The sequence below is a fragment of the Flavobacterium shii genome (genome assembly GCF_025847235.1).
In the GTDB taxonomy this organism is placed as follows: Bacteria; Bacteroidota; Bacteroidia; order Flavobacteriales; family Flavobacteriaceae; genus Flavobacterium; species Flavobacterium shii.
In genome coordinates, this window is record NZ_JAOZEW010000008.1 from 71,723 (window position 1) to 89,309 (window position 17,587).

A 17,587-nucleotide genomic window follows, 5' to 3' on the forward strand; every position below is an offset into this window, starting at 1 on the left:
TTTTTAATTTAATGGTTAATTATTTATCTGTATTTAATAGACTTACAGGGTTCTACTAGAAGTTCTCTTCGAGTAAAATTTTGTTTTTGTTAGGTTGCTTTTTACTTTGGAAATCAAAACTAATATTGCCAATATTGAACTGGCTAAACAGTTCCGGATTCTCTACAAGCTGATTGATAACTGCATTAAACCTTTCTATAAAAAGCATGATATGGCTCTTATCGTACATACCGTTATTATAAATCAGAACACAATTAATCCCAGTTTCATTTTCATAAAAATCAAATGACATATTGTAGATACTTATTATATTATCTGTAAAAATGATGTTTGAGGTAAAATCCTGTCCTTCTGTCTTTTCCAAATACAAAGAATTTTCGGGAGCCTGATTTTTATAATAATTACATTTTATATTGAAGATATTTTCTTCATTATTTTCATAAAAAGCGTTCATCACTTTTTCTGCCATCTGAAAATCTGCAAAAAGATTCTCTTTTATTTCTTCTATCCCACGATTTAAACCATTATATATATCCTGCAGCAATTCTTCATTATCTATAGTGGTTACAATAGGTAAATCGAGTTTATGCCCTTCATTAGATTTCTCTTCAGGGAAGGAAACACACAATGCAACTAAATCATTATCAATGTATTTTCGTATTGTTATTTTTAACAAGAATAGTAAAGATGTAAAAAGTGTGCCTTTGCCAGAATTCGAGAATTTTAATAATCTTTCTTTTAATTCTTCACTTATATTAAATTGGAACTGAGATCCGGGCTTATCTGATTCTTTTAAAGTTTGTTTTTCAAAAGGAAGTATAATGGTCGGAAATTCATTTTGAAACATTCCTTTCCAATAATTAGCCATTGCCATTTCATTTTTATCTTTTTCCGAAAGAAATTCTATCGATACTAATTTTGCTTCCGGCTTGGCTATTAATTCAGAAACCAAAGTCTCAAAATGTTTAAATACTTTTTCTACGAATGATTTGTCATAAATATCCGTGTTGTAATTTATTTCCAAATACAACGCTTCATTATCGGAAAAGCGGAACGACAAATCAAACTGGGAAGTTTTATGACTTGATTCATAAGGCTTAATGAATAGATCCACCAGTTTTTCATCCTTGAACTTATTTAATTTTGTTTGATTGTGCAAAACAACCAATATATCAAACAACAGTGATTTACTTGTATCTCTTTTTAATTGCAGCTTGTCAATTAGTTCATCAAATGGGTAAATCTGATGCTCATAAGCTCCCAAAATAACCTCCTTTTCATGATGTAATAGTTCTAAGAAATTGTATTCTTTATTTATTTGGGTTCTTAGAGCCAAAGTGTTTAGATAAAGCCCAATTTGATTTTCTAAATCAGGATGCTCTCTTCCTGCTACCGGAGTTCCTATAATAATATCTTCCTGACCAGTATATCTGCTTAAAAGCGTTTTTATACCTGCCGTTAATACCATAAATAACGAAACATGATTTTTATTAGAAAAATCTCTTAAGTTCTCTGAAAAAACCTCAGAAAACTGATAACCTAAGTAATCACCGTTATATGTTTTTAATGAAGGTCTCTTTTTCGAACCTGGCAATTCTAATACCGGAAGTTTTCCTGAAAATTGATTTAACCAATATTGCTCTGAGATTTTATATCCTTCTTTTTGAACTTCATTATTTAACCATGCAGCATAATCTTTATATTGAATTCTAAGCTCAGGTAAATCTACTTTTCTATCCAGAACAAGAGAATTATAAATCGATACAACTTCGCCTACTAATAATTCCGAAGACCAGCCATCACCAATGATATGGTGCATTGATATAAAGAATACAAACTTACCTTCTTCTACTTTAATTAATGAAGCACGTACAAGAGGTGCTTTTTCTAAATCAAACCTAATCGCATTTTCGTTCAGTACATAAGAGGCTACATCCTCTTCTGTAGATTTACTAAGACTGAAATCTGTATAATTAATGCTAAAATCCAGATCCTCTGTTGCCGTTATAAATTGTCTTAATTCCTCATCCTTATTTAATTTAAAAGAAGTTCTTAAGCTCTCATGCCTATCCATAAGATGTATAAAAGATTCTTTAAACTTTGGAATCACTAAATCTCCCTCAAGTCTAAATACAGTTAACATGTTGTAGGCTACAGAAGCGTCCTCAAATTGACTGATTAACCAAAACTTATTTTGCGAAGCAGTTACTGGATACGAATCTGATTCGGCTACTTTTTCAATAAAGAAAGATTCGGTTTTTTTATCTTTTAATTGCTCCGATAATGCGTCTATTGTTGGGTTTTCGAAGAATGTTTTTACAGATATATTTAATCCTAAATCTTTTTTAATCTGATTAATTATCCTAACTACCAATAAACTGTGTCCGCCCAAATTAAAAAAGTTATCCGTTACTCCTATCTTATCTACTTTTAGCATTTCCTGCCATATTTCTGCCAATTTTTCTTCAGTTTCATTTCTTGGAGCTACGTATTCTTTTCGGATAATATCTTGTTCCGATATTTCAGGTAACGCTTTCTTATTTATTTTTCCATTAGAAGTTAAAGGCAAGCTCTCTAATTCGACATAATAAGAAGGAACCATGTATTCCGGTAATACTTTTGAAAGACTGGACTTAATTTCTTTTTTATCCACATGTGTTTCTGAAACATAGTATGCCGTTAGATATTTATCATCGTTTTTTTGGATTACAACTACTATCGATTGGCTTACGCCTGGGATTAATGAAAGATTCTTTTCTATTTCTGCTAACTCGATTCGATATCCTCTTATTTTTACCTGATCATCAATTCGTCCTATATAATCTATATCACCATTTGGCATCCACCTACCTAAATCTCCAGATTTGTATAAGCTTTCTCCTTTCTTATACGAGTTCTCGATAAATTTATCCGACATTAAATCTGGACGGTTTAAATATCCTTTTGACAAACCTGAACCTCCAATATAGATCTCTCCAACAATTCCTTTCGGCTGTAGGTTTTCAAACTGATCCAAAATATAAATCGAAGTATTTGAAATAGGTTTGCCTATTAAAATATTTTCATCAGGCGAAGTAATTTCAGATACAATACATCCTACAGTTGTTTCTGTTGGTCCATATTCATTATAAATCCTCATTGCTGGGTTTACTCCTTTTAAAATCTGTATTTGTTTTTGGGTTAATGCCTCACCACCCACAATTGCAACTTCTACCTTACTTGCATTTATATCCAGATTTTCCAAAGCATTTATATGGGCAGGCGTAATTTTAATACAAGATATATTACCGTTAAAATAATCTTTCAATATATCCAGTACATCTTCATTAGGTCCAAAAACATTCAAACAACCACCACTTACAATTGGTAAAAACAAACTCGTAATTGTTAAATCAAAAGACAATGAGCTAAATAGTCCAAAATCAGTATTTGCTAATTCAGAATCTAAATAATGTTCTCTAGCCCATTCAATGTAATTAAATAATGAACCATGTTTAATCATCACCCCTTTAGGATTTCCTGTAGAACCGGAAGTATAGATAACATAAGATAAATTATCATATAGATCCTTATTGGTAATATTTTCTTTTGAGTATTGTTCATAAATCCCTGTAAATAATCCTAAAAACGAATCATCAATTACGATTTTGCAAGCGCTATCTTTTTCGATATATTCTATTCTGTTTTGCGGATAAGCAGGATCAATTGGAACATATGCTCCTCCAGATTTTAAAACCCCTAAAATCGAGACAATAAGTTTTTCCCCTCTGTTTAATTTTATCCCAATTATGTCGTTTGCCTGTATCTCGTAACTTTCATGTAAATAATGGGCAAACTGATTTGCCTTTTCATTAAGTTCTTTATACGTCAATTCAATATCATTAAAACGTATGGCAATACCGTTAGGCGTTTTCTCTACCTGCTCTTCGAATAAATCAACTATAGTTTTATGGCTTGGGTATTCTACGGAAGTATCATTAAAATCAGATAATAATTGTTTTTTTTCAGCCTCTGTCAAATAATCAGCCTTACCTACAGCCGTATCTGGCTGCGCAGCGAGCTGGCCTAGCAGATTTTCAAAATGAGAAAACATCTCTTCAATTAAGAACTGATCGTAGATATCTGTATTATAAGTAATTGATAGATTTAGATTTTCTGTTTCGATGAAATTAAAAGTCAAATCAAACTTTGAAGAATTATTTTCAAAATCAACTGATTCTATTTTTAGACCACTTAATTCTTCTTTCGTATCCAAATTCGTAACCTGATTTTGGTTTTGCAATACCACTAAAACATCAAACAAAAATGAGCGGCTGTTATCTTGTTTTAGGTCTAATTTCCATACTAACTCATCAAAAGGGTAGCTCTGATGTTCATAGGAATTTAATAACAATTGTTTTTCTTTTATCAATAAGGAATTAAAACTTTCGTTTACGTCCAGCTTTGTACGAATAGCAACCGTATTTAAATAAGGACCTATTTGATTTTCTAAACTCGGATGCTCTCTTCCTGCAACTGGCGTTCCTATAATAATATCATCCTGTCCTGAATATCTTGCTAAAAGTGTATTTATTCCGGCCATTAAAGTCATGAATAAAGTAACATTCTGAGCTTCAGAAAATGATTTTAATTTTTGGGTAAACTCTGTCGAATAAACATGTTCTATTTTATTCCCGTTATTGGTTTTTATCAAAGGGCGTTTTTTAAAGCCAGGTAATTCTAATGCAGGTAATTCTCCACTAAATTGATCAAGCCAATACCCTGCGGAAATTTTGTTTTTTTCAATATGTATTTCATTCTGTGACCACGTCACATAATCTTTGTACTGAACATTTAAGTCTCCCAATTCTGATTTTTCATTCTTCAACAAGCTATTATAAGTGCTTATTATTTCTTTAAACAAAATCAGTGACGACCAGCCATCTCCAATAATATGATGCATTGTAAAATAAAACACATGCTCGTTTTCGTTTACTTTAATTAAATAAGCTCTTAAAAGAGGAGACTGCTCCAAGTTAAATGGTTCTGCATTTAAAGTGAATAAATAAGGTTTAATCTCTTCTATTGAATTACTATTTGTAAAATCCTTTTGAGCAATATCAAACTCTAATTCATGTATTGGTTTTATATATTGATGAACTTCTCCTTCTTCATTTGATTTGAAAAAAGTTCTTAAAATTTCATGACGTTCTATAATATTTCTAAAAGATTCATTTAATTTTAAAACATCTACCTCACCTTTAAAAAGAAAAGCGTTAGGCATATTATAGGCAATTGAACTACTTTCGATTTGAGACAAAACCCACATTCTATATTGCGTAGAAGACAAATTGTAATACTCCTGAGTCTGTGCTTTGGTAATATACTCGAAAACCGATTTTTTTGATTGTGCTATCAGTTCTGCCTGTTCTTTTAAAATAGAATTGCTGAATAAATCATAAATACTGAGTTCTACATCAAACTTTTGCTGAATTCTAAGTTTTAATTGGATTAGCTTAATACTATTTCCTCCTAAAAACAGGTAATTATCGTTCAGTCTGATTTTCTCTACATTTAATATTTCTTTCCATATCTGGATTAGTTTTTTCTCTGTTTCATTGGCTTCATTTTCATCTGTAGCTTCATTGCTGTCTGCTCTTAAAGTATCATCGATTATCTTTTTCAGGACAACCGGATCAATTTTACCATTAGCATTGATAGGTACTTCATCAAGAGCTATAAAACGCGAAGGAACTTCATATTGCGACAAGTATTCAAGGCAATGCTTACGGATTTCATTTTCGTCGACACTAGCCGATTTGTAAAAACACACTAAAATAACACTTAGCAAATCCTGTTGATAAGTCAGACATTTTACCATGCCAACTTCTTTTAATTTCAATATGGTTTGTTCAATTGTATTAATATCAATACGTACTCCATTGATTTTTACAAGTCCATCTTCCCTACCGGTAACAATTGTATTTCTTTGAGAATCATACTTTCCATAATCACCCGTTTTATAAATAATATCTGTGGAAGCAGATAATGGATTTTGCATAAATTTCTCTGCCGTAAGCACAGGGTTTTTATAGTATCCTTTTGTTAAAAATGGAGTTTTTATATAAATGCTTCCTACTTCACCAATTTTACAAAGCTTATTATCTTTATTTAAAATTAATATTACTGTATTTGATATAGGTTGCCCAACGCAAAAAACATCTGATGATTCACCGTAAAGTTCTGCTTCGATTCTATAAAATGTACTAAGTATTGTAGCTTCTGTAGTTCCGTAAAAATTGATAATTTCGGTATTACTACCATGACATTCTCTCCAGTTTTCAACATCTTTTTGATACAATTTTTCTCCCGCCAATAATATATATTTCAAATCCGGAAAAGAAAGACTGTTTATTTCTCCTTCAGAATAAATACTTAAAATTCTAAACAATGTTGGTACCATATGTAGCACCGTTATATTATATTTTCTTATCCAGTTTTGCAATTGGATAATATCTTCTTTGGTTTCTGAATTGATTAAACAAAGCGTACTTCCGTTAATTAACGCCATGAAAATTGCCTGAATAGAAGCATCAAATGAAAATGAAGGCAGTAACCCTACTTTATCAGATTCTTTTATACCAAGTTCTGTACATTCCCAGTGTACAAAATGACTAAGGCTTTTATGACAGCCTAAAACAGCTTTAGGATTACCAGTTGAACCCGAGGTGAAGTAAATATAATTAGGATCATTATCTTCTAATTGTAGTTCCGGATTTTCATCAGATAAATGGCCTTTACGCGTAATATCTACGTAAGTATCTTTAGAATTTTCATATAATTTATAATGTAACGCTCCATGACTATCAATCGAAAGTGTAATGATATATGGAATAAAATAATCAAAAGAATCACTAAATTGGTGGAGCAAAGCAAGATCTTCTGCTGCTGTAATATAAACTTTTGGACGTATCGTAGTATATAATTCCTCCCAATGATTTCTTTTATATTTTTTGTCTATTGGCAAATATATTGCTCCAGACTTGAATGCACCAAGCAATGAAATAACCTGTAATCTCGGATCCGAAAAATAAACAGTAGCTATATCATTTTTTGATATTTTTGCATTTAGCAAAAGATGAGCTAGCTTATTTGAATATTTATTTAGCTCATGATATGATATATTTCCTTTATCGCCTTGTAAAGCAATGTTACTACCGTGATTTTTTACTATATTTTCAAATACAGTGTGAATGATCTTTTTATTCATTGTAATATTTATTAAAGGTGATATTCTATATTATATAGGGTAACTATAATTGATGTTTGAATTATGTCATTTCAGCATTACATATTTTAAATACACTTATTTTTTTTAATCAAAAATTTAATCTTAAAATCGATGCTTTTTTAATGAAACCTATATTGTAAATCTCTCAAATGCTGTTTCTGTTAAAATCTTTACTGCGAGACACAATATATTTTATTCAAAAATAGAAGTAACATGAATCTAAATATTACGGATTTTTCGTAAAATAATTACGGGCTTAAAAAATAATATAAGTGCTCTGTAATAGTCTGTATAAGCAAAAAGGATCCCTGAGTTTACGTAAACCCTGGGATCCTTCTCTATTTAATTTTTGAATATTAAAAAAGGTTCAACTTTAATTAAAAAGTCAAACCTTTATTTTTTTTAAAATTTATGCACTTTTTGAATAATGCATTACTTTATTTTAAAACAATATTAATAAATACTAACTGCTTCTATATTTACAGATTTTAGCTGACCAACGATTAGTTTTTTAAGCCAGTCTTTTGATAATTCTGGAAAAATGACTCCGTATTTACTAAAAATTTCATTTGATTCATTACTCAGATACTTTACATTTCTTTTTTGTGAAAGAAACCTGTTTACCCAAATATTATACCCATAAATACACTCGTATTCTTTCTCTGATCCTTTAAAGTTAAGCACAGCATTCTTAAAAACAGCATCATCTACTATTTTGCATGGATAGCCAATATGGTTCATTATGGATGCTATTTCTTTAATAGAAAAATAAGCTGTGTTTTCTAAATGGATACAATCTAAATCGCATATTATTTTTTGTAGTGCCATTGATGTTATTATATTTGAAATAACATCTACATAGGAGAACGATATTTTTTCGGTATAAGAAACAGGGATTTGATTTAATGCAATAATCCCGTTTAATACTTGAATAACTCTATTGTCGCCTGCATTTTTTTGGAATTTACCAGTTACAGAATGTGCGCCAATATGCCCTACCCTATATATTTTCCCTTTCAATCCCTGATCAAAAGCCATACGTACAATTTTTTCAGCTTGAAACTTTGACTTCTCATATCCTGATAAGAATTTTTGGTTGATATCAAAATGATGTTCTGAAAAATCTTGTCCACCAGTTGTGGTATAACCGCTTACCGCCAATGTCGAAATGTAATGTAATGTCTTTACTTTACCTTCGTTAGCAAAAGAAATAATCTGCTCTGTGCCAAATACATTGGTGTCATTTAAGTCATCATATGATTTTACAAGATTAACATTGGCTCCACAATGAATAATAACATCAATACGATTTGTGAGATACCCATAATCATCCAGCCCTAAATGCCTTTTTGATAAATCTCCCAATACTATATTATCATTAACTTTCTCTGATAGCATTTCTCCCGGAAAATAATAATCCAAAGTATCTTTTAATTTTTGTTTTGCATTATATAAATTTTCCGATTTAATGAGACAAAATACCTCCGCTTCTTCCAAAAGTAAATCCCTCAAAACGCTTGATCCTAAAAAACCAGTTGCTCCGGTTAGTAAAATTGCCTTATCGTGTTTTTTAATTTTTTTATTGATCGGAAAATTTAGCATTGGTTTCCCAACTGTACAAACATTATTATAATATAGGTGGGCAAAATCGCTCCATTGCTTATTTTTTTCCAAATCAATATGCGGTGCCAGATTACTTAAAAAAAGATTTGTTATTTTATGTATATCCTGGCTGTTAAAGCAGTCTGTATTATACTGAATATCAAAAATTAGATTATCGCCAATAAACCTACCAGTAAAAAATAATTTGTACTCGCTGTTGTTTTTATTAGATCTCGTAGGAGCTGTGGTGTAATGAGAAGGTTTTAATTTAAGGGATGTATTTTCATATGATTCAGGAAATTTCCCTAAATAATTAAATCTAATATCTGCCTTAAGCTTTTCATCATTTGAAAAAATACTGCTATGTGAGTTGATGTTATTCGCATAACTTGCAATAGGAGACATATATTTTTTTAACTGCTGGACGGATCTGTGTCTTTCATCAAAATCAACCGGAATAGTGGTAGACCACCATGAAACAGATCTGCTTAAATCTATTCCTCCGTTTTCTTCCGGTCTTCCGTGGAATTCAATATCTACTGAACATTCTCTGATATCGTAAAAATCAAAAACTGAGCTAACGAAGCTGCTTAAGAAAAGATCCTGCAATTTTAAATGACTTTCGGACATCACTTCAAATTGCCTTAGTTTTTCAGAATACTCATTAGCAACAACAATAGAAACTACAGAATTAGAATGACGAGAATTATATTTACTTATTGGTATTCCCTTAATTTCTTCGCTTATTCCCAAAGGCTTGCAAAAATCTTTTTGAGTTGATGTTTCTATCTCATTTTTTTTATAAAAATGATTCTGAATTTGTTCTTTACTCACAGGCAATGCCCTTTCTATATATAATGATTCATACCTCCATAAAATTTCTTCCAAAAGAGTGTTCCAGGAAATCGCATCGGTAATCAAATGATGGCTTACTAAAAACAAATAATTAAGATTTTTACCTGTATCGGTAATTAAAGCCGATTTAAACAGAATTCCCTCTTCAATAGAAATGCTTTTAACCAAATCATTTGTAATCTGTATTAACTGATCCGTAAATAATTTTTCTGAATTTAAATTATATACAACTAAAGGAGGCGTTGGATTTAAATTATTTTCCGGAAAAAAATCATTATTTACATTTATATACTTCAGATTATAACTTTCATGAGACTTTAGAGACTCTTCGATTGCTTTCCCCAGCAATTTAATATTAATATCACCTTCTATATCAAACAATAATGTTTGTGTATAGAGATTTAAGTCCAGTGATTTATTTTTTAAGAATGTCAACTGGGAACTCGTAAACTGTAAATCCGAAGATTCAACAATATTGTTGACCAAAGGATTTTTCTGGGATCTGTTTAGTGCTATAAAATGTTCAAAAGAAGGATTGTCGTATAGGTCTGCAAGATTCACATCAAATCCATTCAATTGTAATTTGCCCACAAACTTGATTGCACTTAAAGAATCTCCTCCTGAATCTAAAAAATGTCTATCTCGGCTTTCTATACCAAATACTTCCTGCCAGCAGTACAATACGTTATCTTCCCAACTATTTAAATCTAAATCTTTAAAAAGCTTTACATTTTTAGTGAAGTGTTGCTTTCTTAATGCTTTAAAGTCTATTTTTCCGTTTCCAGTGTAAACAATGTCATCTTGAATGTAAATATAAGCAGGTATTTTATAGTCAGGCAATAACTTTTTCAGCCATACTAACAGGTCTTCTTTTTTAAGCGTTTCGTCTTCAACAACCTTTATAAAACACTCTATAGAAGCTGTATTGTTTTCATAAAATGTATTTAATCTGCTGTATAGTATTTTAGGGTTTTTATTTAATGTCGATTCGATTTCATCCAGTTCGACACGATGCCCTCTAATTTTAACCTGATTATCATCTCTTCTTAAGAAAATAAAATTTCCGTCTTCTAACATGCTGCATATATCCCCCGTCTTATAACCTCGGTTATTTGTTTCTTCATTAAAAAAGAATTTTTCCTTTGTTTCATTATCATTATTAAAATATCCTATTCCAACACCTGGTCCCTCGATATACAACTCTCCAATTCCATTTTTCTTATTAACCAAATAGGCATTGCCGTTCCCAATAGGTTTTCCAATAGGTACACTATTTTCCGTTCCTAATGTTTCGGTTATTGGGTATACCAAAGCACCAACGGTTGTTTCGCTGGGACCATAATGATTCAAAATAGTATTAAACAACTTTAAGTCTTTAATCTGCCTCACTAATTTCCATGGAAGTTTTTCGCCTCCCAACACAAGGAAATCCATTTTATAATCGACACCAAAATCTAAAAAAGGAAGCATAACTTCTATATGTGACGGAGTCGTCTTGATAAAATTGATTTGTTCTCTTTTTAGGATGGAATTAAAAAGGAAAGGGTCTCTGCATTCATTTCTATCCAGAATATAAAGCATACCACCTGATATTAAAGACAATAATAAATTTGTATGACCTAAATCTGTCGAGAAATTAGTAACATGTGCTGCATTTATACGATCAGGACTCTTTAAAAGTTCGTACAGATTATGTACATAATGCAGGACATTATCATGCGATATCTCTATCACTTTAGGCATGCCTGTTGTACCGCTGGTTGTAATCATATAACATACTTCGGCTATCTCATACGAATGTAGCGATTCTTCTTTTTCAAGCCCATCCATAAGCTCAGACTCATGCAGAATCTGAGTTCCAGAAAGCATTTCTTCTTTATCACTATCAGAGTCTCTTACGATAATATAAGATGGTTGTGACGACTTAAGTTTGTTTTTAAGTACAAGGATTTCATCATCATCATCTAGCAATACTGGTATTCCTCCTGCATAAGAAATGCCCCAAAATAACAATATCGTAAAGTTGTCTTTTTTTGTTAAAAGCCCTATTCTGTCATTCACTTTTACCCCTTCTTTTTTTAATCTGGAAGCCAATTTAAGGGCTGAATTTTGTAATTCAGAATAAGTATAATGAGTACTGCTATCCTTAATCGCAATGCGGTCAGGATGAATATTTGCAATATGCTCAAATAAATCGGTTAATTTTTTTTGCTTTTCTATCATCTCAAAGAATAATCAAATGAATAATTAAGGTAAATTATGGATAGGACTGTCTGGTTGGCCTAATCGAAATATTATCTAAATGCACATTTTCGGGCATCTGAACCAAAAACTGTATCACTTTGGCGACATCGTCACCTACCAGTACAGGACCAATTTCGTCGCAATAATTTTCAAACCAATCCATATCATAACCGGCCGACTCTTGAAAATTTGTAGCAACCAGTCCCGGTTCAATAAGTGTTACACGAATCCCTTTAGGTCCCAATTCTCTTCTTAACGCCTCTGTTAGGCCATGAGTTGCAAATTTTGTAGCTCCATAAACAGAGTTAAATGGAGAAACATTTCGACCTATTGTTGAGCCTAGTACGACAATATCTGAAGGGGTTTTATTTTCCGGGTCTTTTTCTCTTGAGGCTATCATAACTTGAGAAATAGCTTTTAATTGATGCTGTAAACCCAGTACATTTATATTCCATAAATTCTCCCATTGCATTTCATCAGAAGTTATTAATGTTCCTGGTAATCCTCTTCCGGCACAAGCTATAAAAAGACTTGGGATTAAATTCCAATGCGTTTGACAAGCTTGTATGCATCTTTCGAGAGTTTTTTTATCAGTAATATCCCCAGCAACCACTATGGCTATTTCTTTCCCAGCTTGTGTATTGATTTCTTCTTTCAGCAAATCCAGCTCTTTTTCGTTTCTGCCGTTTAAAACAATCCTAAAACCATCAGAAGCTATTCGCAAGGCTGTATTTCTTCCTATGCCTGAACTTGCGCCTGTTATAATCCCTACTCTATTTAAGTTTTCCATTTTTTGTTACTAATTATTAAACTTTGTTCTTTTATCCGTTTGGATTAATCTGAAGTCTCAACAGGTAAATGTTACTACTTGAGATGTATGTTTTTTTAAAATTCTTCGCTTATTTCTGAAATAATCGCATTTAGAAAATCTTCCTGTTCCAAAAGTTCCTTTTCGCTTATGATTAAATTCAAACAATCATTAAGTGTCAGGGACTGGTCATCGGATACATTTTCCAGTAATTTTTTAAAATCTGAGATTAACTTCTCAATAGTATCTTTCTCAAATAAATCAGTATTATAAGTAAAACGACATTGCAGGTTATTTTCAAAAAGGTCAAATTCAAATAAAAGATCATATTTGCTTGTTGCCTCTTCTTCGATGCATTGGCCAGACCTTATTAAATTCTCATTGATTTCTTCATATTCATTTAGAGTAAGCATAACATCAAAAAGCGGGCTTCTTGACAAATCTCTCCCCTGATCCAGGTCTTCTAACAAAACATCAAACGGATAAGACTGATTATCAAAACAAGCCAAAACGTTTTCTTTAATCGTTTCTACAAAATTCTGATAGGGTTTCTCTTCATCCAAAAATATTTTTAAAGGCAGCGTATTAACATAAAAACCTACCTGATTATCTAAATCCGGATGGATTCTTCCTGAAACTGGGCTTCCTATAATAATCTCTTTCTGAAGGGAATTCCTGTATAAAACCATTGCTGCAATACCCAGTAAATTCAAAAAAGGAGTTGTTCCTGTAGTCTTTGTTAATTTTATAAAATTTTCAAAAGCATTGCCGTCAATAATGTAAGTCAACAAGGATCCATTGTAGGTCTTAAGATTAGGTCTATTATTTGCAAAACTCAGATTCAGTTGGGGTATTTCACCCTCAAACTGGTTTTTCCAAAAAGTTTTCTGATTTGCATAATCATCTCCTTTGACTGTATTTAATTGCCAAATAGCAAAATCTTTATATTGAATGCGTAAATCAGAAAGCATTGGTTTTTCGGAATTCCTGAAAGCATTGTAAAAAGCCATCACATCACTCTTAAGAACTTTGTATGACCATCCATCAAAAATGATATGGTGCAAATTACTGTAAAATACAAAGGTGTTTTCGTCAACCTTCAGCAAAGCAAATCTTACCAATGGGCCATTTTTTATATCAAAAGGTTTAACCGAATCTTTATAAACATAATCAAACACTTCGTTATAAGGTTTTTCACTTTGAGTAAAATCGTAAGAACTTACTTTAATACCTAATTCTTCGGGAGACTTGACACATTGACTAAAATTTCCATCCAAATCTTCTTTAAATACTGTTCTCAAAATTTCATGTCTTTCTACCACTGCATGCAAAGCCTGGATAAAGAAATCAGGATCATAATCTCCTTTAAGGACTAATGTTGTCGGGATATTATAAGCCACAGAACTTTCTTCTATTTGACTTAATGGCAATAATCTTCTTTGAGCAAATGAAACCGGATAACTTGGTTCTTCTGGAAATACAGGAATCGTATTACTTAAATCAATTTCCAGTGAAGCAATAAGTTGCGCCTGAGATAACAATGTGGGATTGATGAAAATCTCACTTATCTTAAAATTAACCTCAAATTCTTCTTTTATTTTCGAAATCAATTTCATAGCCTTAATACTATGTCCTCCTATTTCAAAAAAATTATCTGTTACACCAACTTTTTCAATAGTCAGAACTTCCATCCAGATGGTCGCTAATTTAATTTCGATTTCAGTTTCAGGTTCAACATATTCGGTTTGAATCAAATCTGTATATGTTACAGCAGGAAGTGCATTTTTATCTGCTTTCCCATTTGATGTCAACGGGATAGAATCAATCTGGATATAGTAACCAGGCAACATATAATCAGGTAATTTTTTTGATAAACATTCCTGGATTTCTTTTTTGTCTGTTTTCTTATCCGAAACGTAATAAGCAACAATAATTTTATCACCGTCTTTTTCATTTATAACTACAACAGATTGGCTTATTTCTTCAATATCAGCAATATTTCTTTCGATTTCGCCCAGCTCTATTCTATGTCCTCTTATTTTTACCTGATCATCATTTCTTCCCAAATAAATTACATCACCATCAGGCAGCCATTTTGCTAAATCTCCGGTATTGTACATTTTTGTACCTTGAACAAATGGATTTACGATGAATTTTTCAGCCGTTAATTCCGGCTTGTTCAGATAACCTCTTGATAAACCATCTCCCGCTACATATAATGTGCCCGAAACCCCAACCGGAACTGGTTGTAATTGTTCGTCTAAAATATATGCAGTACTGTTCTCGATAGGTTTACCTATAGGAATGGAAGTAGTATCGCTTTTCTTGATTTCATGTGTTAAAGAAAATGTTGTGTTTTCTGTAGGTCCATATCCATTGGTCATTTTTATACTCTTAAATGCATCAAAAAGTTTTTTTGTATGCACAGGAGAAACAACATCTCCTCCGGCAATAAGATGGTCAATAGTATCGAAAACATTAATATCACTATCTGCAACCTGACTAAACCATGAGGCTGTCATCCAGAGACAATTTACCTTATTGCTTTTAATAATATTTTTTAAAGTACTTGTTTCTAAAAGACTCTCCTGTTTTGCAATTATTAATTTTGCACCGTTAAGCAATGTGCCAAAAAACTCTATTATCGTAGCATCAAAAGAAACTGCACCAGTGCTTAAAAGTACTTTGTTCTCGTCTAGTGGAAAATAAGATCCTGGTTTTACCAACCTTACTACACTTCTATGCTCCACCATCACACCTTTAGGGTTTCCTGTAGTTCCGGAGGTATAAATAACATATGCCAAATCTTTTGGAGAATTCACTAAAGGAAGATTTCCTTTCTTATTTTCTACTTTAGATGACTTAAAAATATTCCATTCACTTTCATCAATAATTATCTTACAATGCGTGTCTTCTTCAATATATTTTATTCTCTCTTGTGGATAATTGGCATCGATAGGAACATAAGCACCTCCTGATTTTAGAATCCCCAGAATCGAAATAATGAGTTTCTCACTTCTTCCCAATTTAATTCCAACAAAATCATCGGGCTGAATCTGATAATTATCTCTTAAATAATAACCAAGCTCGTTCGCCTCTTCGTTAAGTTGTTTGTATGTCATTTCCTTACCCTCAAAAACAACGGCAATATGATCTGGCGTTTTTTCTGCTTGTTCTTCAAATAATGAAACTATCGTTTTATCTCTTGGATACGCAATCATAGTATTATTAAAATCTACTAAAAGATGTTGTTTTTCTTCAGTATCTAGATAATCAATATGTTGGATTTTGGTCTCGGGTTGGTCTATCATCCTACTAAGCAATTGCTCAAAATGAATAGCTATTTTATCTACAAAAGATAAATCATAAATATCAGTATTGTAATTGATTTCCATCGACAAGGTATCCGTTTCTGTAAAGGAAAAGATGAAATCAAACTTTGATGTTTTATCATTTAATTGATATTCTTTAAATTCTAATCCTTCTAATTTAACGCTTTTAAAATTATTGAGTTTCGACTGGCTCTGAAGCACAACCATAACATCAAACAAAGTCGATCTGCTATTATCACGTTTTAATTTTAGTTTATCTACCAGTTCATCAAAAGGATAACTTTGATGCTCGTAAGCCCCCAATATCACTTCTTTTTCATGGCGCAATAAGTCCATAAAATTGAAATCTTTATCCACTTGCGTACGCAAAGCCAAAGTATTCAGGTAAACTCCAATCTGATTTTCAAGATCAGGATGTTCTCTTCCGGCAATTGGCGAACCAATAATAATATCTTGTTGTCCTGTATATCTGCTTAGCAACGTATTAATACCTGCCATTAATGTTATAAATAAAGTGACATCATGTTTTTGAGAAAAAGCAGTAACTTTCTCCAGAAAGGCATTTGAAAATTGGTAATTAACAAAATCTCCATTGTAGGTTTTTACCAAAGGACGTTTCCTCGATTCCGGTAATTCGATTACAGGGAGGGAACCTGAAAATTGATTTAACCAATAAGTTTCAGACGCTTTATAATGCTCTTGTTGTGATTCCTGGTTTAACCATCCTGCATAATCTTTATACTGAATTCTTAATTCCGGTAAGTTTATCTCTTTCAACTGAATCAGGGAATTATAAATCGTTACCATTTCTTTAACCAACAGTTCTGATGACCAGCCATCTCCTATAATATGGTGCATTGTCATGAAAAAGACATATTCCTGCTCTCCAGATTTAAGTAGCGAAACACGAACTAAAGGTGCTTTCTCTAAATTGAAGGCAATCCCATTTTCTTTAGCCAGATAATCCGCTATAGCTTTTTCTTTTTCAGTACTTGAACTCAAATCGACATAGTTAAGGCTAAAATCCAAATCATCCATCGAAGTGATAAACTGATTTACCTCACCTGCTTCATTCAATTCAAAAGAAGTACGCAAAGCCTCGTGCCTGTTAATTAAGAAAAGAAAAGATTCCTCAAATTTTAATAGATCCAATTTCCCTTTAAGCTGCAAAGCAACAGGCATATTATATGCCAAAGAAGTAGCTTCGATTTGGCTTACCATCCAAAATCTGTGTTGGGAAGCAGTTAGAGGATAAGACGATGCCTCTTTAACCGGCTGAATTTCATCAACGTTATTTTTTGACAAAATAGCTGAAAAATAAGCTATAATATCTTGTTTGTGCTTTTTAAGCAATTCAAGGGTTTCATCCTCAATATGATTATTGAGCAAAACAATTTCAAGCTGATTATTGTTCAGCTTTAACATTACTCCTTCTTCTCTTAATCTTTTAATAAATAAACGAATTTCCATAAGCTT

4 protein-coding genes are annotated in these 17,587 nt (G+C 31.9%); all 4 read right to left on the bottom strand.

All coding sequences use genetic code 11. The annotated features are described in order from the left end of the window. Positions 1-55 precede the first annotated feature (55 nt). Positions 56-7,249 carry a non-ribosomal peptide synthetase gene (locus tag OIU83_RS09250; protein WP_264205968.1) on the bottom strand — a complete coding sequence of 2,398 codons (7,194 nt, stop codon included), beginning with the start codon at positions 7,247-7,249 and terminating at the stop codon, positions 56-58. 474 nt (positions 7,250-7,723) lie between these two features. After that, positions 7,724-11,950: an AMP-binding protein gene (locus OIU83_RS09255; RefSeq protein WP_264205969.1), complete on the bottom strand. Its 4,227-nt coding sequence runs from the start codon at positions 11,948-11,950 to the stop codon at positions 7,724-7,726. 34 nt (positions 11,951-11,984) lie between these two features. Next, entirely contained in the window at positions 11,985-12,761 is a 777-nt protein-coding gene (locus tag OIU83_RS09260; protein WP_264205970.1) for an SDR family oxidoreductase, read from the bottom strand. Between the two features lie 95 nt (positions 12,762-12,856). Beyond that, complete coding sequence (locus tag OIU83_RS09265) at positions 12,857-17,581, bottom strand: non-ribosomal peptide synthetase (RefSeq protein ID WP_264205971.1); 4,725 nt, start codon at positions 17,579-17,581, stop codon at positions 12,857-12,859. Positions 17,582-17,587: the final 6 nt, after the last annotated feature.

What these genes read in the sequence shown, in the direction of transcription:
- OIU83_RS09265 (WP_264205971.1), bottom strand. Translation starts at nt 17,581, where the DNA reads ATGGAAATTCGTTTATTTATTAAAAGATTAAGAGAAGAAGGAGTAATG.
- OIU83_RS09255 (WP_264205969.1), bottom strand. Translation starts at nt 11,950, where the DNA reads ATGATAGAAAAGCAAAAAAAATTAACCGATTTATTTGAGCATATTGCA.
- OIU83_RS09250 (WP_264205968.1), bottom strand. Translation starts at nt 7,249, where the DNA reads ATGAATAAAAAGATCATTCACACTGTATTTGAAAATATAGTAAAAAAT.
- OIU83_RS09260 (WP_264205970.1), bottom strand. Translation starts at nt 12,761, where the DNA reads ATGGAAAACTTAAATAGAGTAGGGATTATAACAGGCGCAAGTTCAGGC.